Here is a 19,441-nt window from a genome sequence, read left to right as displayed (position 1 = left end):
CGCCGTTGGAGTCGCTCATCGACACCCCGTCCGACAGGGTCAGGCCATAGGTCCGTTCGCCCTCGCGGGCCGTGAACTGATAGGATCCGCCGAACAGATCCTGTCCGCCCTCGAACAGATTGGCGTTCCAGGTGACGATGTGCTGGCGGCTGGCAGTGGTCTTGAGCACCACGTTCACGACGACCGAATAGCCCTGCATGTCTATGCCCGGCGCGCCGCCGCGGATCAGCTCGATGCGATCCACCTGATTGGCCAGGGTGCGGCCCAGCACATTGGTGCCTGTGTCGCTCTTGGAGGCCGGCCGCGCGCCGTTGATCAGGATGTTTCCGACCGCGCCTTCGAAGCCACGCGCGCCGGATCCGTTGTCGGCGGAGAAGCCGGGCACGCGGTTGACCATGTCCAGCGCGGTGTTGGGCCGCTGCTCGGCGAAGAAGTCAGGGGTGAAGACCAGGACCCCCTTGTCAGCGGCGTCCACCAGTGGCGAGGTGGAGGTCGGTCCGGTGGGGACAGGAGCCTGGGCGACCTGAGGTTCGGGACCGTCATTGCTGGTCTGGGCCAGGGCGGCGCTAGGAATGAGCAGCAGGGCCGTGCCGGCCAGCAGAATGGTCTTGGACATGGCGGTCCCTCCTCGTGTGGCGCGAAGGTGGCCGTGCGGCCCTGATCAAGCCAGTTACAAGGCGGCAAGGTGGATTAAACATTCGCCATGTATTACAGTGGTTTAAGATTACGCATCGGCAATGTTCGCGCCGCATTCCGGCCGCGATCCACGGGGGCTTCGATGATCCGACGAATGGTGGTGCTGGTCCTTGCGGCCGTGCTGATGCTGCCGGCGCACCCTGGGCGAACTCAGGACGCTGCGCCTGCGACCCAGGTCGAGGACATCATCGTCACCGCGCGGCGCTCGGGCGCGCCGATGTGGGAGATCACCCAGGACGACCGCACCCTGATCCTGGTCGGGGCCATCACGCCGCCGCGCGAACTTGAGTGGCGGCCCGACGCCCTGGAGGCGGCGACCCTGCGCGCCGACCGCATTTTGTTTCCTCAGCAGGGGCGCGCCTCTGCGGCGGACGTGCTGCGCCTGATCTGGCGCATCCGCACCATTTCCAACTTGCCGGCCGGAACGACGACCGCGGACTATCTCGAGCCCGAATGGCAGGCGCGGCTGGAGGCGGTCATGGCCAGTGAGCGCAGTCAGCGCTGGCGCACCACCAACTTCGTGCCGCTGAGCATCGACCTGCTGAACGACAAGGCGGGCTTTTCGCGCCGGACCAGCGCCGGACCCGACGACGTTGTGCGCCGCGCCGCGCGCCGGGCGCGCGTTCCGGTCACGCCGGTGGGCATAATCCGGGGCGACGAACTGATCGACGGCCTGATCAATGCGCCGCCGTCCACCTATGCGCCGTGCGTCAAGGCGGCCATCGTCGCCGCCGAGGGCGGTCCCGAGATGACCCTGGCCCGCGCCGAGGCCTGGCGGCGGTTCCGCGTCGCCGAGGTCGCGGCCTCGCCGATCGACGCGGCGCTGGACGTCTGCTGGCCCTGGGGCGACCCGGAGGTCGCGCCCCTGTTGCGCGGCCAGTGGGACGAGGCGTTGAACCAGGCGCTGACCCAGCCCGGCGTCACCCTGGCCGTGGCGCCGATCCGACTGCTGGCGCGGCCGGGCGGCGTGCTGGACGCCCTGGAGGCGCGCGGCCTCGAGATCGAGGGGCCGGAATGGCGTCCGATCACGCAACCGACAGGTGACGCGGCCGATTCAGGCGTCTAGACGGATTCCACGCCTTGAAATGGCCGCGCTCCGCCGCTCGAACGGGGCGACCCATCCTCTGATCCGCCGCAGGACCGCTGAATGACCGCGCCCGTCGACGCCTCGATGCTGAATCCGATCGAATTGTTCATGCATGCCGACTGGGTGGTGAAGGCGGTCATGATCGGCCTGGCCGTCGCCTCGGTCTGGTCGTGGACGGTCATCATCGACAAGGCCGTGCGCCTGACCCGGCTGAACCGCCAGGCCGACGCCTTCGAGGCCGATCTGAACTCGGGCCGTTCACTGGAAGACGTGGCGGCCCAGTCGGGCGCCGAGCCCGCCCACGCCCTGCCGCGGATGCTGAAGCTGGCCCTGGCCGAGTGGAAGGACACGCGTCAGCGCGGTCCGGTCGACGCCGATCAGGGAAGCCTTTTGGTCGCGCGCATCGACCGCTCGCTGAACAGCCTGATCTCACGCGAGGGCCAGCGGGTCGAGAACGGCCTGGGCGTGCTGTCGGTGGTCGCCACCTCGTCGCCCTTCATCGGCCTGTTCGGCACGGTCTGGGGCATCATGAACGCGTTCGACGCCATCGCCTCGGCCGGCAACACAAATCTGACCACCGTTGCGCCGGCGATCGCCGAGGCCTTGTTCGCCACCGCCATTGGCCTGGGCGCGGCGATCCCGGCCTATATCGCCTACAACAAGTTCTCGATCGACGCGGGCAAGTACGTCGGCCGGCTGGAAGCCTTCGCCGACGACCTGCAGGCGGCCGTGGCGCGCCGGCTGGCCTCGCCGTCCGCGCCGCCGCCTCCGCCGCCCCCGCCCTCGTCGGACTTCAGCCTGCGCCGGGGCGCCTGACCCATGGCCCTGGGCGGAGGAGGCGCGGCCGGCGGCTCGGGCCGCGGTCGTGGCCGCAGGCGGCGCGCGCCGCCTGTGCTACAACACACGAAAACGTTTGACATGAACCACTAATACAGCAATATCCTGATATAATTCATCGGCTTCGTTGTATCTGTTGCGTTCCTACTCATCCGAAGCAGACAAACTATGTTCTAACTGTTGCGGCGCCTCCAAAGCAACCGCCTGACTAGTTTGTTCAAGTTCTGCTTGTTTCGGTAGAATATCGCGGATTACGTCCGGTGTCTCGCTAAAATAAGAACCCACCAATTTATTGTAGTTGGAAGCAACCGCCAGAAAGGCGCCTCCTAATATATATATAGGTAAGGGCAGAGTAAAATCTTTTACCCAGTCAAATAATTCTGCTAAAGCAAACAGTAGAAAGAAACAAACAAACCAAACTGCCATATCAATACCCCAAAGCTGCAAGTAAGTATATATCATAGTGCAACTTTTAGAATAGTGTATTAGTACCATAAAAATAAATATGGTAGATGCATGGTTATTAGTAGACTTGATTAAATCTCTTATTTCCGAACTAAAGCTTGTCGCAACTGCTTGAGTTGTGCAAACAAGTCTTTGAAGTATGGATGCTGGGAAATTTTGACAAGTACTTCAGGTGAACTTGTTCGTACAAGTTGATTGTAAGCGTTGATTACCTGATTCAATTGGTTGATATTTACAGAGCTACAAGACCCCGACTGGCAACTTGGCAATAAATTTGACAGCGCATTTTTGAGTGTATCTACTGTATCCTCTCTTGCGCCCAATTCGACTAACGCTGTTTTAAATTGAAATCCTGCGACACCTGCTTCTTTGCCAAGCATCAGGTCAATAACAACATTGTTTTTGCCTTGAAACTCTTCACGAATATCGGTGGCAATTTTATCAAATTCTTTTAATGTTTCACTTGGTGCCGAGAGCGAACCACCATCAAAGTTGATGTTAGTATCAGGCGCCACTTGGGTAGTTACTTCTTGGTTAAACGGATGAAACGTGCCTGAATAACCGGATGATTCATCAGTGGCGCCTGTCACATTAGTAGAACCAGCATATACACTTTTAGGCATTGATAGCAGTGCAGTACAGACAATTAATACTGTACTTAAATAAGTGGAAATACGCTTCATAATGTTTACTTTGTTGTTGAACGTTTAGGATTTGAGCTAAGACTTAAAACTGGAACGCAGAACCTGCGACAATTGTCAAACCAGAGCCTTGATTCAAATTATCGGTGACATCTGTAAAAATGGCATTAATGACAAGAGGAATATTTCTAATAGGCACAACTGAGGTGCCAACGTTTAAGCGGTTGCCAGTCCAGCTAGTAGTTAAAGAAATTTCGGGTGTAACTTGTAGACCCACACTCCCAAATAAGTTAGGAGTGTTTTCACCCTGAAGAATTGCACCTTTGGAACGGAAGGCGCCGCTGCCAACACCAACAGAAATAGTTAATGGCAGTCTATCTGAAAGAAGTGGAAACGCTTGAGTAACTACACCGTAAACCGTCGCATTTGCTGCAAGAGTATCTCCCCAACGAATAGGGTTTGACCATCCAAAAGCTGCTGCTGTGCCTCTACCAAAATATTTATGCAGCTTGAAGCCTATCGTACCGCTATCTCCAAAGTCAAAATCATTGAAGTTGCCACCACCAACACTAGTGATATTAAAGTTGAACTCAATGCCCAGTGAATTAACGGCATCACCTTCACCAAAACCGAATGCCAACGAGCCATCTACTCTATCACGCTTGTCATCAAAAGGAAATCTCAACCCACCACCAATATAAGCTTGTCTGGAACTGGCGCCGTAAGCAGTTGGAGTTCCAGCACTCGAAGCTGGAGCAACCCTGCTTTGTGTTCTAGTCTCAATGACAATAGGTTCGATAAGAAGGTCTTGACGTAATTTGTTGATTTCTCCAAAAGTATCGCCAACAGTACCGGAAGAATCTGTCTGAGCAAGTAATGGTTGCTTTTTTGATGACTTCCTATTAAGAGCGTTCGATAGCTTAGAATAGGGTTTCAAGTCCTCTTTATTAAAATCCCCATTAGATGTTTGACTAAAAGCTTGACTAACAACTTGACTCGAAGCTTTATTGAAGTCAGATAGCAAGCTCTGAGGTTTCTTTACAATAGGTTGCTTTACAATAAGTTCTTGTTTGGCAGCATATCTATATCTACTTTGTGCATAAGCGCGTAGTTTCTCAAGAAGTTGATTTTGTGATGAATTTGCTAAAGTGCTGTCAGCAATTTCTGATTTTGTAATGGTATCTTGACTTTCCACACCTTTAACCGCTTCTTTTGCCGTCAAAGATTGTTCCTCTGCAAAAAAAGCATAACTGGCAGTCGGACTTAGTAAAATAGCTGATGACACTAACCAAGAGGTAGTGAATTTACTGACGGTATTTTCTAAACGTTTACACTTTCGTAAAGAAACGGTTGTATCTATTCTGTTATTCCAATTCATTTAAGGGACTCCTCACACCAAATTTTGATATGGTATGTATTTGTTTTTTGCTCTGTACTCATAGAGTTACAGTAGAAACAACAGTGTGCAAGATTCTCATCATTAATGTCCGAGAGGCGCCACGTGTCTTTACTTACATGAGCATGTACATATAATTCCCAGAAATCATGTGAAACGAACATCAAAAAATCACAATTTGCTGGAAAAGTTAAAGATTTTATTCACTAAAAGAATAATGAAATTAAAATAGGGGCTTGTACGTACTAGTACAAGCCCCATGCGTATGGGCACTGCCCACCCTACAATCAAGCTAATTTATTTAACCAAGGACTTACGCAAACGTTGAGTTTCTCACCTAATTTGAGCATTAGTCGGCATTGAGTTGTATCTTGACGATTCGCAATGCTTGCTGCACAGTTAGGTAACACGTGATTGTGTAAGTGATGGAAGTAAAGTTCCTGCGGTCTGTCCATAGAAATACCAATATTTAGCTGATGTGCAGCATTAACTAGTCGCTCGAAGTGCTGAATATCGGTTTCTAAGTTGCCGTTGGCATCGTGTAACAATTGCCAAAGGCTTTTTAGGATGACTTGCTCCAATAAAATTTTGCCTTCTGGAATATTAAGTTTACAGTGTAGATGTTTAGCTTCGGTAACTACAGCTTCTAACTCGACAAGATGATTTGTAATTTGCGCGCGTTCAGCAATGTCTTGCTCTAATAATCGCAGTATAATCATACAGCGATACCCTAAAGCAATATCTGCTGCAACCTGTAATTCTTGAGGTACTGGCAAACCATCGCGATGAAATGCCATTAAAATTCCGTAATTATCTCGATAGGTTTGTGTATAAAGTTGGTCTAATCGGCTTAATGTTTCTTGGCTTAACAAGTGCATAATCCGATGACGTTCTTCAGCAAAGAGAGTTTGTAGGTTATATGCTTCGTCGCCAAATAACTGTGTCATGACCAAAATTGTGTTCGCCGTACTTGCTAGTTGCAAGGCGCCAAACAATTTTTCTTTGAGGTTAGTATAAGCCCGTCTTCCCTCAAATGGTTGAATACAACAATGAAAATCCCATCCACCAAGATGCAGGACAGCAAACTGCAAATGTTCGCTTTCCCAGGTTATTTGTGAAACTAGATTTAAATGCCCAATTGCTAAAGTCATGGCGCCCATGCGTTGCAACTGGAAGTCTTGCTCGGAGACTGTATAGCAATAAATCTGTTTTTGGTAGTTAGCAGTCTGATAGTGCGACTGTTTGTTAAATAAACAGGTAATTGCGTATTGCGCGGCAACTTGTCTAAAGTTAACCTGTGCCGTCATCACAAGCTGTCGATAAACTTCGGCACCGTGTCCAAACAGCTCTATATTACTGGGCGCCGCATTTAAACGCTTAACAAACCCAGATTCAAGCTGTACACCTGCCACATCACCAGCAAGTTCCAACGCGCGGGCAGCATAGCGCAGAATTTGTGTACCTTCTGGACGTGATAGTTCTTCAAAGAACCAACCACAACTTGTAAACATTAGTAACGAGTGACGCTGCATTTCTAACAAACGCAGTGCATCAACTTGCTCTTCTTCTGTCAAATTATGGTTTTGATGACGGCTAAGGAAACGCTGAACATTTTCTTCGCTACGGTCGCGAATGACATTAACATATTCATCACGCGCTTGCCAAGGGTCATTGAATAATTTTCCACCCTGGTCAGAGTAAACTTTTATTAACTGATCACGCAGCCAGTTTAAAGCATCGCGTAATGGGCGCCGCCATTTTAAATGCCAACCTGGGGCGCCACCACAACCACAGTCATCTTGCCATCGATCAGCACCATGAGCGCAACTCCAAGCGGTAACAGGTTTGATCTCAACTTCCCAAGTTGGCTCGTTCAAACTCAAATAATGAGCAAAGTTTGTTACCGTCCAACCGCGATGAGGAAATTCTCCAGTAAAAGCAAATGCGAGTGTTTTTTCGGTTCCACCTTTGTGATGTCCAAAAGTCTCACCATCTGTTGCGACCGAAATTAACTGCGAAGAACGATGATCCCCGCGTACAGCGGCGCCGATACGTCCGGCAAAGTGACTTGAGTTATAGACAACATCACTAAATCCCATATCGCGCGAAATCGGGCCATCATAGAAAAAGATATCTATAAAACGTCTATGAACCCCTTTACCCTTTTCCCCTTTTAGATAACACCGATATGGACGTGTGGGATCAATTTGACTTCCACCAACTTCTTGCCATTCTGGGTTAGCGTTGTCCTGAGTTGGAAGATTACGACAGCGCTGTGCTTGTGATGGCGCCAGTACTATAAACTTTATTCCTTCTGCCACCAAAGCTTCTAAAGTTGCATAGTCTACAGCAGCTTCAGCCAACCACATTCCTTCGGGATCACGTCCAAATCTGGATTTGAAGTCTGCTTTACCCCAGCGAATCTGCGTATATTTATCGCGCTCATTCGCTAGCGGCATGATGATGTGATTGTACACCTGAGCCATAGCATTACCATGACCATTAAGGCGCGCGCTTGATTTGTGATCAGCTTCCAAAATTCGCTGATAGACTTCAACATCGTACTTCTCTAGCCACGACATCAGCGTTGGACCGATATTAAAGCTCAAATACTCGTAATTATTAACGATCCCCACCAACTCGCCTCGGTCATTAAGCACTCTAGCAAAGGCATTCGGACGATAACACTCAGAATGAATCCGCTCGTTCCAATCGTGAAACGGCGCCGCACCACTTTGACGCTCAATTGCGTCTAAATAAGGGTTTTCACGCGGAGGCTGGTAAAAATGCCCGTGTACCGCAACATAAACACCCGTTGCATTTAACAGCGGATTCGTAGATGTTGAATGCGGCATCGAATGTGTGCCAGAGCTAGCTGGCAGTTCAGCAGCAGAAGTCATGTAATATTATTCCAGTGTTTAGATAAACTTGCGCGATTTGTCACGCGACAATCAATATAAAATTCTCTACACTTGCAGTTTCGCTCTCATCAGTACAGGTGACAATTAGTCGAGAACTAAATGCTTATTTTCCTATCATAATTCGACATTCGTGAGTAAACCACATCACCTTGTAGCTAGATTTTTGAAGGCATAACTATATCCAAAGTATTTAATAACGCCTTCATCTGAGCAATTGCCCCATATACAGTCAGAATTTAATACTGTCTTAATTTATTAAACATCATGACTAGGATATAATTTTGCTTTTTATTTTAAATTTTGCTAAAAATAATTATGAAACTTACATTATTGCACAACTAAACTTCATAAAACTCAACAAAATGAAACAAAACTAAAAAGCAGTAGAAATTCGGAGCCGCTCACCCATACCTAAAGGACTATGCTAGAGGTTTAGTGATGAGTAATGAGAGTAATGAGTGCTGAGTGCTGAGTGCTGAGTGCTGAGTGCTGAGTGCTGAGTGCTGAGTAATGAGTTAAGAGTTAATCTAAAAGCCTATTTCAATAATAAATATGCACACTTAACTTATCAAAATGACAACCACTGGTTGTCAAATTAAAACCTCCAACTCCGCACCTCACCACTTATTACTCAGCACTTAGCACTCAGCACTTCTACGTATTGAATAAGGTGAAAAATGTCAGTAAAAGATAAGATTTTCTTAGTGTTGTTACTATTTGTCCCCATTTCCCTTGCTGCACACTATTTGGAATGGGGAGACTTGACGGTTTTTGTTACAGCAGGTTTGGCAATATTGCCTTTGGCTGCTTGGATGGGTACGGCAACGGAAGAAATAGCTGTTGTTGTAGGCCCTTTACTTGGAGGGCTACTTAATGCCACTTTTGGTAATGCTACAGAACTAATTATTGCGCTTGTAGCACTTAATGCTGGTTTAGTCGATGTCGTTAAGGCTAGCATTACGGGATCAATTATTGGTAACTTGCTGTTGGTTATGGGTTTGGCGATGTTGCTGGGAGGGTTACGCTATAAGGAGCAGAAATTCCAGCCAATTGTCGCGCGTGTAAATGCAGCCTCAATGAATTTGGCTGTAATTGCGATATTATTACCAACTGCGATGAACTACACATCGCAAGGAATTAGTCCTAAGACGCTGCAAAATTTCTCTTTCGCTGTAGCAATCGTGTTGATAGCAGTCTATGCACTAACCCTGTTATTTTCAATGAAAACTCACTCATATTTATATGATTTGGGTGTTGCCGAAACCGAAATATTAGAAACTCCAGAGGGAAAACCGAATATGTGGCTTTGGACAGGAGTACTACTTGTTTGTACTTTGTTCGTAGCTCTTGAGTCAGAATTATTGGTAGATTCACTTGAAGTTGCGACATCAAAACTTGGTTTAACTGCTTTATTTACTGGGGTGATATTAGTACCTATTGTGGGTAACGCTGCCGAACACGCAACAGCCGTTACCGTTGCCCTGAAAGATAAAATGGATTTATCGCTATCGGTAGCAGTTGGTTCGAGTATGCAAATTGCCCTTTTCGTGGCGCCTGTACTCGTGATCGTAGGCAAAATAATCGGTCAACCAATGAACTTAGATTTTAATCCATTTGAACTAGTAGCTGTTGCAGTATCAGTACTTATCGCTAATACTATCAGTTCCGATGGTAAATCAAACTGGTTAGAAGGTACTTTATTACTAGCCGCATACACAGTTTTAGGATTTGCTTTTTTCTTCCATCCAGTCCCAGCAGTTAGCTAGTAGGGTGCGTCAAAGCTATTAGGGTCTTCAATAAAACGAAAAATCATGTGCTTTGACGCACCAGCACGAGCTTAATTATTGAGCGCAATGCGACTTTTGATAGATTTTCTGTAAATAGTTGATGCCGCGCGTGTATATATAAGCGTAGTACTCTCCTCAATCTAAACTGATATGGATTCTCAACCAAGTAACCTAAACAATACCGCAATATTTGAAGGCTTTTTTCTGCAAATGGTTATGCCAAGCCTGGAAAATAAATGTCAGGAAATCGTAACTAAAGTACTTGGTTCCGATTGGGAAGTTGAGATGATTGGTGATAATGGTACTGAGTTTGAAATTACAAAGGGGGATGCGACGACATTCTCAACAAAACAAGCTTGGGACAAAACTTATTATTTGCGCTCTCAACCGGGAGTAGTATACGCAGAACCGCTGTTTGCTGTCCCCGTTGACATGCGTATATACTCGAACCAAAACTTAAGTCAAGATGAAAATCAACCACTCGCGCGACAGTTTAGAGGATTCAATAACCTTAGTCAGGAAAATCAATCAAGTGTAGATGATGAAAGTCAAGATGTAGACTGGCCTTTAAAGCAACTTCGCGTATTTGAAGTATGGCAACGTTTTTTTCCTGACCCTAACAAGTTGCCGGGAAATGGAATCATTATCGGACATCCTGACACAGGCTACACGCCACATCCAGAAATTGTCTCAAATCTACTTGTTAACAGAGGCTACGATTTTTTAAAGAAAGACAACGACCCAGAAGACGAACTCGAAACATCTCCAAACGAAATCATTAATAACCCTGGTCATGGTACATCATCTGCCAGTGTAGCTATTGGGACTGTAGACAAACAAGCGAACTACCCAACTGCAAAAGCTATAACGGGTGTTGCACCTGGCTCCAAATTAGTTCCTTTACGAATATCTTTATCAGTAGTACTAATCAGTATTATAAATATTTCTAAAGCTATTGAATACGCAGCAGATAACGGGTTTCACGTAGTCTCAATTAGTGTAGGAACCGCTCTCCCAAGTCAACGGTTACGGAGTGCAATTATTTATGCTCAAAAACGAGGTGTAATAATTGTTGCTGCCTCTGGTACAGCAATTCCCTTTGTTGTATGGCCTGCTGCTTACGAAGAAGTAATTGCCGTTACAGGTTGTAATGTAAAGCGTGAAGTATGGGTCGGTTCATCGCGCGGAAGACAAGTTGATGTAACGGCGCCGGGTGCAGGTGTTTGGTACGCAAAAACGAATAAAACCGATACTGGTTTAGAATATGACATCAACCAAGGTAATGGTACTTCGTTTTCGGCGCCATTTATCGCGGGTGTAGCAGCACTATGGCTTTCGTATCATGGACGCGACCAACTTGTACAACAGTACGGCGCCGAAAAAATTCCCTTTATATTCAATCAAATATTGCGTGATAGCTGTGAAAAGTTTCCAACATGGAGACCTAACCAATTTGGTGAAGGACTTGTCAACGCAGAAAAAGTACTCTCCACACCATTGCCTGATAACATAACTCAATCAGTAATGGCGCCAGCATTCGCATTACAACAACACTCACCTGTAGACAACGGCATCAATATATTTACTCATCTATTTGAACAACAGCTAGTAGATCAAAACGAAACTAATACAGAAAATCCAGATAACAGCACACTGCAATATAACTTAGCTCAATTATTACAAACAACACCAAACGAATTACCAAAACGTTTAAAAGAAGTCGGTCAAGAACTAGCTTTTCACTTTGCAGCAGACCCAGAACTTTACAACCAGCTAACTCAAACCATGACTCCAAAACCCGGAATAACTATTCAATCAGAAAGCAATTCACCCAACAAATTAAATAACTTACGCACCCGCTTATCACAAGGCGCCTCCCAACTGTTAAAAAATAAAATCCAATAACCCCTCTTAATAAAACATTCACTTGTAAAACACTCTCTTGTGGAACGGGCATCCTTGCCCGTCCCAAAACTATTATTTAATTTTTATATTCTAAAATTATCTCTCCAAACCAAATTAAATTTAGCTTTAAGCTCAAATGCCTCCCAAGGACTAAGCCAAAAAATAAATGACCTTAAAGTGATTAGTTAGTTCTTTAGTACTGTTTTAGCAATATTTAGCACTTCAGATTACGTAGAATCAGGATTTTGTTATTAGAACGTTGGAATCAAGAGCGAGGATAAAATGTTGAGGAATCTTAAGTCTTGAACAAGCATCGCTAGTAAAGGCGTTATCTCTGCTAAAATATCTTGGTTGTTTAAGAAGTGCGAAGCATCCGTCTTTGAGCCAGTCAACAGACCTTATTAATAATATCGACACATTAGCGCAAGAACTGGCGACTATCCAGCAAACAGGTTCTAAACGAATTGCACTGCTGGGTTCGCGTCACGTCCCCATTACGCATCAGAGTCTGATAGAGATGATGACTTATGCCCTGGTCTTATCAGGCAACCGTATCATCACTTCGGGTGCAACCGGTACCAATTCTGCTGCGATCAAAGGAGCAATGCGCGCTGACCCCAATTTTTTGACGGTAATTTTACCTCAAAGTCTAGACCGTCAGCCGCTAGAATCGCGCCAACAACTCGAACAGGTTATGCATCTTGTGGAAAATCCAAGTAATGATAGTTTGTCGCTGGCTGAAGCCAGTTATCTGTGCAATAAGGAAATAGTATCCCGTTGCCAGCAACTTATTTGCTTTGCCTTTCACGATAGCCGCACCCTGCTACAAACATGTGGAGAAGCCGAAGAACAAAGGAAGGTGGTAACTTTATTCTACTTTGATTAATTTTTCGTTCCAGTCGGCAGTCAATAAGTCAAGAGTCAAGAGTTATTAGCTATAATTCTAGATTATAGACTTAAGACTGAGGACTTTAAACGACAAAAATCGATGACAAATCAAAATTAACATTTCAGAGTTAGCCGTGTCTGCCATTTTTTTATACTGTATTTTCGCTAGCTTTTTGCTGATTTACGCTCCATTTCTAGTAGTCAGCTATGGTCGTTTTCACGTAGGTTACGATATGGCTGCTCCTCGCGCAATGTTTGATAAGTTACCACCTTACGCACAACGAGCAACTTGGGCACACCAAAATTCTTTTGAAACGTTTATGGTGTTTTCCATAGCAGCTTTAATGGCTTATGTAACTGGTGTTAATTCACAGACTTCAGCAGTCGCAGCAATTACTTTTGTTATCGCTCGATTGCTTTACTCTATTTTTTATATTTTGAATATACCCATTTTGCGCTCCTTAATGTTTGCTCTCGGCGGACTCTGTTCTATAACTTTGTTTGTTCAGAGTTTCATTCAAGTTCATAATTAGAAGGGGCAATGGGATTGCGGGTAAGGGAAAAGGTTCTACAAAACCTATCCCTACCTCCACACCTTTTAATCAAAAATCAAACATCAAAAATTCTTATGGCTTCAACATATTCGTTTGACATTGTAAGCGATTTCGACAGACAAGAATTGGTCAATGCTGTAGACCAAGTTGTACGAGATGTCAAAAGTCGTTTTGACCTCAAAGACACTAACACGACAATTGAGTTGGGTGACGAAAAGATCACTATTAATACTGACAGCGAATTTACTTTAGATACCGTACAAGGTATCCTACGTGAAAAAGCTGCAAAACGTAATCTTTCACAAAAAATCTTTGAGTTTGGCAAAATTGAATCAGCAAGCGGAAACCGTATTCGTCATGAAGTAACGCTTAAAAAAGGTATTAGTCAAGAAATTGCCAAGCAAATCTCTAAGTTAATTCGCGACGAGTTTAAAAAGGTTCAAGCTTCAATTCAAGGTGACGCAGTTCGTGTCAGTGCTAAAAATAAAGATGATTTGCAAACAGTTATTGCTCGCTTGAAGCAAGAAGACTACCCTGTTGCTTTGCAGTTCACGAATTATCGATAAATGTCTCAAGGGGTAAAGGGTAAGGGCGCCTCTAATTCAATCTTTTAAGCTGCTCTATATATACTATCCTTATGTGCCCGCAATCTTATCTGCCGTTATTTTAAACTCCGAAGTGACAAAAAACGTTGCTGTCTCCACTTCTTGGGATTGTCCTGCTCGCCTTATTTTGACTTTTCCGGTCAAAACTATTTTTTGCTCGGATTTATAATACTCTGCTTTTTCGGCAGTTGCTATAATCTTCTCCTGCTCGTATTTAAACTCTACATCTCCCGACCAGGTGATTACATCCGAACGTATCAATCCATTCGGTACTACTACATTCTCCGTCGGCGCCCCTTGTACTGGTATTTTAATTATCCCATCTAATGGTGCCTCGATAACTGGAGCTTTCACTGTATTGGTCGCTGGCGCCTGCAAATCCACCGTTTGAGCATAAATACTCTTGACAGTTGCATGGAATAAAACCACGTAAGTTAGCACTCCAGGCAGCAAAAACGATAAATGCAGGCGCCGTAACCATGAGAAGTTACTCAATAAACCGTATTTCCCAAACATTCTTACTAGAACCTCACATCCAAAATATAACTGCAACATCTTGGCACGACACATACACAAATGACCACATTCTTCAACTACCAAACGGCGCCTATGTAATCTCCCAATGTAGTACATATACGTACATGTAGTGTACTTGTTTTACTTTCAGCACCAAAAAAGCGATTTTTGTCAATTGAATATCAAATATAAATTGCACAAAAATGAGATATCAATTAGTAAACATAAGTCAAGTCTGTATAGTATATAAGTTTTAAATACGCATATACTTTAAAGAAGTAGTCCTGTCACATACCAGATTCTTACAGGTCTATTTAGTTTTTCTCAATCCTTAATTATGTTTATAATGAATTTAACTGGATACATAATATACACGTAGTTTACCTAAAAGTAAGCTCATTGGCTTTGAGATGTTCAGTATAAGGACATAGCAAAATATATATGAGGATAAATAATTGACAACACTGTTTTAAGTAAGAATACTTGTATTAAATTTAGAAGCCAAATTGGCATAAATTTGTCAAAAATTAGATATTTTTTGGGTATTCTATAGTAAACTCGATTATGGTATATTAAATACTTACAAACAAAATTTAAATGTAAAGCCTTCATTTTTGCCTTTCTTGAAATACAGTTAAGCTAACTTTTTAGCTACCTATATCAATTGCAGTAATTGATACAGTATGAATTTAAAAAATGCAGTCAAAACCTGTTCATCACTTATTTGTCCACATTTAAATTAAAGATTGTCTTAATTATGAATAAATCTGCTTTAAATCAGGGTCAAATTAACACAGTTAATCTCGGTAGGCAAAAATTTTTCCAGCCACTGGAACATTTATCGTTTTTGCAAAAGGTTTCTCAGGACTATATAAGTGGAAAAATACAGGTATTTAGCATTTCTCAACAATGGTCTATATATTTTGAGGAAGGAAAGCTAATTTATGCTTGTCAACTGAACGGGATGTGGGATGTATTCTACAAAAAATTACAGCAGCTAAATCCAGAGTTTATAAATTTAAACGGTTTAAACGGTGAAGTATCTAATCAATTAAAAGCAATTTTCGATGGGACTCATGATGATTTTAGTTGTTCGAGCTATTTAGCAATATGTTGGTTACTAGACCAGCAGTATTTAAGTACTTCACAAGTCACGCAACTAATTGAAGAACTTGCACTCGAAGTAATGGATTCATTTTTAAAATTGCGGGACGGTATCTACGAATTCTTGCCCGAAAGCTTTTTAGATGATTTGCCAAAGTTTACTCACATTGATATTGCCACCATCGCGCGGCTTTGCCAACAGCGCGCTCGAAACATGGGTAACTTCATTCACCCAGTATATCGTAGTGGTAGTTATTTATTTTCTGATACAAAAGAACCTGATATCAATATTAATCGAACACAGTCACCTAATCAGCTTAAACAGGGGCCTGTCAAAGTGTATCAGCAAGAGTCAGCAGTTAAAGTGAAGGTTCCAATCAAACGAGTTAATGGTTATATTGACACATTAGCCGCAAAACCAGTAAAAGAAGCTACTACAATTAATACACAATATCAGGCGCCAGTAACAGACACAAGCATTAAGTCAAACATAATAGGTCAATACAAAGTGATATGTATAGACGATAGTCCAACAATAATCAAAGCCATCCGAGGATTTTTAGACGAAGAATTATTTGAAGTTATCGGTATTAGTGATTCACTCAAAGCACTAATGCAAATTCTTCGTATCAAACCCGATATTATTCTACTTGATATTTCAATGCCCAATTTGGATGGCTACGAACTCTGTTCCTTATTACGTAAACATCCAGAATTTCGTAACATCCCTGTAATTATGGTGACAGGAAGAACTGGATTTATCGACAAAGCGCGCGCAAAACTCGTTAAATCATCAGGATATTTAACCAAACCTTTCACTCAAGCAGAATTAATCAAAACAGTATTTCAACAAATTGGTTATATAAAATAAAATGAGTGCTGAGTGAGCGTGATAAATATTTTGAAGCTGGATTGAGAACAAATAAATGCTAGATAAAGTTAATAGTGCCAGTAGTAACTTAAATCATGATAATGATACGCAAGATGTTAATTCTATAGCTTTATCTAACTCTCAATCAGCAAAACATTTTTTTAACAAAATTGGATTACGCTCGAAAGCTGTTTTGTTTGCTGTCTCGATTAGTACATTACCAGTGTTAGTTATAGGTGCCATTTCGTATTCATTTGTTAGTCAGTCACGTCGGCAAGATATTGAAACAGCACACACTAATCAAGCAAAGCAAATTACAAGAAATCTGAAAAACTCTTTAAAAAAACATTTACAAGAAATTCAGTATTTACCAAATCCATATTTACTCGATAATCGTCGGTTTCTAGAGCAGCAACAAATACTTAAGAGATGGCAAGACCAAAATTTAGCAAATTCAAATAATCAATTATATATCATTGATTTGAATGGCAATATCGTTACAAATTCTCAAAACAAATTAATTGAGAACCAGAAACAAGAAGAATATTTTGAAACCGTTTTAAAAACCAATAAACCTTTTGTTAGTCAACCTATAACCGATACTGATAATCAAGATTACCTCATATTAGCGGTGCCTGTAAAAGATGCTAGGACGGGTGAGACAGTTTATGTAATTCGCAACTCTATACCTGTTAACTATTTTCATAATATAATTAAAAATATCATCAAGGATACTACTAAAGGAAATTACTATATTACTGACGCTTCAGGAAAAATATTTTTGTCTAACGATGAAAGCTATTTAGGTAAAAATGCCCGACAATTCCCAGAATGGACACAAATCCAGAATTCCAATCAAAACCAAACTGTCACCAATATAGACGTGCGTCGAAATGGAAGAGAAGTACTGCTGACCTACGCTCCCTGGCAACCAGAAGCACCACTTAGTGATTTACAATGGAAAACGGTTTTGACGACAGATAAAGCAGTCGAAGAAGCTCCTGTTTCTCAATTACTCTGGAAACTAGGTCTTGCAACAATTGCCACAACTCTAATAACTGGAGGTATTGCGGCAATTTTAGCTCATCGAATGATTTTGAGAATCATTAGTGCTAATCATGCATTAAAAAAACTGGGACGTGGTAATCTCCAAACAAGAATTCCGTTACAGGGAAGGGATGAGTTGACGAGTTTAGGGCTTAATATAAATGAAATGGCTTCTAAACTAGAAGAATTACTCCAACAGCAAAAGCAGGAAACCGAGCAACTACGGTTATTTACCAACATATTAATTTCTACTCGCGTACCACATAATACAGAAACTCTACTTTCTACAACTGTTGCTAAACTTAGACAGGTTTTCAATGCTGACCGGGTGGTGATATATCGCTACGTACAAGCTGATAATGAAGTGCTGGCTGAATTCGTTATGCCGGGATTGCTTGGTTTATCAGATAAAATTATTACAAACCAGTATGTCGAACTAGAACCAATAGAGACTCTTAGAAATAATCAAGTTCTAGCTATTAACGATATTCGCGAAGCTAATTTTGAGGTTGAGCAAAAGTACTTATTAGAACAGTTGCAGGTGAAATCAAAAATAAGCGTACCTATACTTAAAGACAACGTATTTTTTGGTTGTTTGATTATCCATCACTGTAGTACACAGCATCTTTGGCAACCGCAGGAAGTAAATTTTATTCAACAGCTAGCGCTACAATTTGGGTTGAGCTTGGAAAGAATACGCTTGCTCGAAGATTCCCAGTCTCTCAAAAATCTAGCGGTGCTTTTATCGAGTTCGTGGAAAACCCTGGAAATATATAATCTAGCGGTACTGAGTATTCGGCAAGCACTCAAAGCAGACCGCGTTGTAATTTATAAATTTGATGAAAACTGGCAGGGAGTTTTTCTTGCTGAGTCGGTAGTTGCAGGTTTTCCTTGTGCGATGAATGTCAAGCTGGTAGAACCATGTTTAGAAAACTATATAGATCAATATAGAAAAGGTCGAATTCAAGCGACAAATAATATCTATCAAGCGGGATTAAGCGATTGTTACTTACAACAGTTAGAAACTTTTGGTGTCAAAGCTAATTTAGTGGCGCCAATTATTGTAGGAGACAATCTACTAGGTTTACTAATTGCACATCAATGTTCACACCCGCGCAACTGGCAGCAGTCAGAGATTGATTTATTCGAGCAGTTCGCGCGTTTGGTTGGTTTAGCGTTGGAAAGGGCAAACTTGTTAACAGTTACAGAGCAAGCACGAGTCAGTGCTGAAAATTTATTTTCAGAACAGCGTCAGCAAAATGTTACACAAATTCATGTTGCAGCGACTCAATTAGAAGATGTATTAACCAAAAATTCCACAGTCATACACCACTTAACTGACATCAAACATAACCAAGCAGAACAAATAAATAACGCGCTCACGACAGCTACCGAAACTCGAAACGCAATTAAAACTGTTGCCAAAAGCGCGCGTCAAGCTGCACTAGCTGCAAACAACGCTAAAATTGCAGCAGTAGATACTAACTCGATAATCAATACAGTAATTGAGAATTTCACGACGTTAGAAACCGCAATTGATATCAGAACGAGTAAAATTAAGCATTTAGAAGAAGATTCAAATGAAATCGCTAAAATTGCCATGTTAATCCACCAAATCGTTACACAAACCAATTTATTAGCGATTAATGCTGGTATTGAAGCTGCACATGCGTTTGAAGATAAAGGATTTAGTCTTGTTGCGGAAGAAGTTGCTGCATTAGCAACTAAATGTATTGCCGCAGCAAATCAAATATCTTCGATAACTAATCGCATTCAGTCGGAAACTACAGAAATTATTACGACGATGGAATTGGAAAGTCAGCAAGTCAGTCAAGATACCCTTTCGTTAACCTCAATAAAAGCTACTTTAAATAATCTTACTGACTTACTTGGTGATATTGACAACGCAGTGAATTTGATTTATGGCACCACAGCATTGCAAATTCAGGCATCGAAACAAGTTGCTACTGTGTTAAAAAATGTAAGTAAAGAATTAGATACAGCGAGCGAATATTCCCAGCTTGTAGATTGTCAAAATGAAATAATGGCAATTATTGAACAAATGAAATCTAATGTTGAAATGTATAAAGTTTAAGTTAAGGACTAAAGTCCTTAATACGA

The 19,441-nt window shown here is 43.1% G+C and carries 15 protein-coding genes; 9 read left to right on the top strand and 6 right to left on the bottom strand.

The window, feature by feature from the left end:
* On the bottom strand, positions 1 to 616 hold a 616-nt coding region (locus AC2JBO_RS09870), incomplete at its 3' end, for a TonB-dependent receptor plug domain-containing protein (RefSeq protein ID WP_496953467.1).
* 87 nt (positions 617 to 703) lie between these two features.
* Here AC2JBO_RS09870 and AC2JBO_RS09865 point away from each other — a divergent pair.
* A complete protein-coding gene (locus AC2JBO_RS09865; RefSeq protein WP_496953466.1) occupies positions 704 to 1,762 on the top strand; it encodes a TraB/GumN family protein in 1,059 nt (352 codons plus the stop codon).
* Between the two features lie 81 nt (positions 1,763 to 1,843).
* Positions 1,844 to 2,599: a protein TolQ gene (gene tolQ / locus AC2JBO_RS09860; protein WP_409608302.1), complete on the top strand. Its 756-nt coding sequence runs from the start codon at positions 1,844 to 1,846 to the stop codon at positions 2,597 to 2,599.
* A 165-nt stretch (positions 2,600 to 2,764) separates the two neighbouring features.
* On the opposite strand, the gene AC2JBO_RS09855 is transcribed toward tolQ, so the two are convergent.
* From AC2JBO_RS09855 to AC2JBO_RS09840, 4 genes are all read right to left on the bottom strand, one after another.
* Positions 2,765 to 3,046 carry a hypothetical protein gene (locus AC2JBO_RS09855; RefSeq protein ID WP_496953469.1) on the bottom strand — a complete coding sequence of 94 codons (282 nt, stop codon included), beginning with the start codon at positions 3,044 to 3,046 and terminating at the stop codon, positions 2,765 to 2,767.
* A gap of 119 nt (positions 3,047 to 3,165) precedes the next feature.
* Positions 3,166 to 3,768, bottom strand: a complete 603-nt coding sequence (locus AC2JBO_RS09850) for a hypothetical protein (protein ID WP_496953465.1) — start codon at positions 3,766 to 3,768, stop codon at positions 3,166 to 3,168.
* A gap of 43 nt (positions 3,769 to 3,811) precedes the next feature.
* On the bottom strand, positions 3,812 to 5,104 hold the full coding sequence (locus AC2JBO_RS09845; RefSeq protein ID WP_496953464.1) for a hypothetical protein: 1,293 nt from the start codon (positions 5,102 to 5,104) through the stop codon (positions 3,812 to 3,814).
* Between the two features lie 305 nt (positions 5,105 to 5,409).
* Positions 5,410 to 8,022 (bottom strand): DUF3536 domain-containing protein, encoded by a 2,613-nt coding sequence (locus tag AC2JBO_RS09840; RefSeq protein WP_496953463.1) that lies wholly within the window; start codon positions 8,020 to 8,022, stop codon positions 5,410 to 5,412.
* Between the two features lie 698 nt (positions 8,023 to 8,720).
* On the opposite strand from AC2JBO_RS09840, the gene cax reads away from it, so the two are divergent.
* The 5 genes from cax to AC2JBO_RS09815 all read left to right on the top strand — a co-directional run bounded on the left by cax (position 8,721) and on the right by AC2JBO_RS09815 (position 13,743).
* On the top strand, positions 8,721 to 9,809 hold the full coding sequence (gene cax, locus AC2JBO_RS09835) for a calcium/proton exchanger (protein ID WP_496953462.1): 1,089 nt from the start codon (positions 8,721 to 8,723) through the stop codon (positions 9,807 to 9,809).
* Positions 9,810 to 9,980: 171 nt separating this feature from the next.
* The gene (locus AC2JBO_RS09830; protein ID WP_496953461.1) at positions 9,981 to 11,735 is read left to right on the top strand and encodes a S8 family peptidase; all 1,755 of its coding nucleotides are present in this window, start codon (positions 9,981 to 9,983) and stop codon (positions 11,733 to 11,735) included.
* Between the two features lie 379 nt (positions 11,736 to 12,114).
* Positions 12,115 to 12,621: a DNA recombination-mediator protein A gene (locus tag AC2JBO_RS09825; RefSeq protein ID WP_496953460.1), complete on the top strand. Its 507-nt coding sequence runs from the start codon at positions 12,115 to 12,117 to the stop codon at positions 12,619 to 12,621.
* Between the two features lie 136 nt (positions 12,622 to 12,757).
* Positions 12,758 to 13,156 carry an MAPEG family protein gene (locus AC2JBO_RS09820; RefSeq protein ID WP_496953459.1) on the top strand — a complete coding sequence of 133 codons (399 nt, stop codon included), beginning with the start codon at positions 12,758 to 12,760 and terminating at the stop codon, positions 13,154 to 13,156.
* A 95-nt stretch (positions 13,157 to 13,251) separates the two neighbouring features.
* A complete protein-coding gene (locus tag AC2JBO_RS09815) occupies positions 13,252 to 13,743 on the top strand; it encodes a YajQ family cyclic di-GMP-binding protein (RefSeq protein WP_496953458.1) in 492 nt (163 codons plus the stop codon).
* Positions 13,744 to 13,812: 69 nt separating this feature from the next.
* Here the strand turns inward: AC2JBO_RS09815 and lptC are convergent, their stop codons facing one another.
* Complete coding sequence (lptC, locus tag AC2JBO_RS09810; RefSeq protein ID WP_496953457.1) at positions 13,813 to 14,415, bottom strand: LPS export ABC transporter periplasmic protein LptC; 603 nt, start codon at positions 14,413 to 14,415, stop codon at positions 13,813 to 13,815.
* A gap of 640 nt (positions 14,416 to 15,055) precedes the next feature.
* Between lptC and AC2JBO_RS09805 the strand changes: the two genes are divergently transcribed.
* Positions 15,056 to 16,273, top strand: coding sequence for a response regulator (locus AC2JBO_RS09805; RefSeq protein WP_496953456.1), 1,218 nt, complete (start codon positions 15,056 to 15,058; stop codon positions 16,271 to 16,273).
* A gap of 55 nt (positions 16,274 to 16,328) precedes the next feature.
* Positions 16,329 to 19,415: a GAF domain-containing protein gene (locus AC2JBO_RS09800; protein WP_496953455.1), complete on the top strand. Its 3,087-nt coding sequence runs from the start codon at positions 16,329 to 16,331 to the stop codon at positions 19,413 to 19,415.
* The last annotated feature ends 26 nt before the right edge of the window (positions 19,416 to 19,441 follow it).

The organism is Calothrix sp. CBUCES-K 9914 (assembly GCF_059640475.1).
Note: the sequence above shows the minus strand (reverse complement) of the source record. Positions and strands in the feature narration are given on the sequence as shown.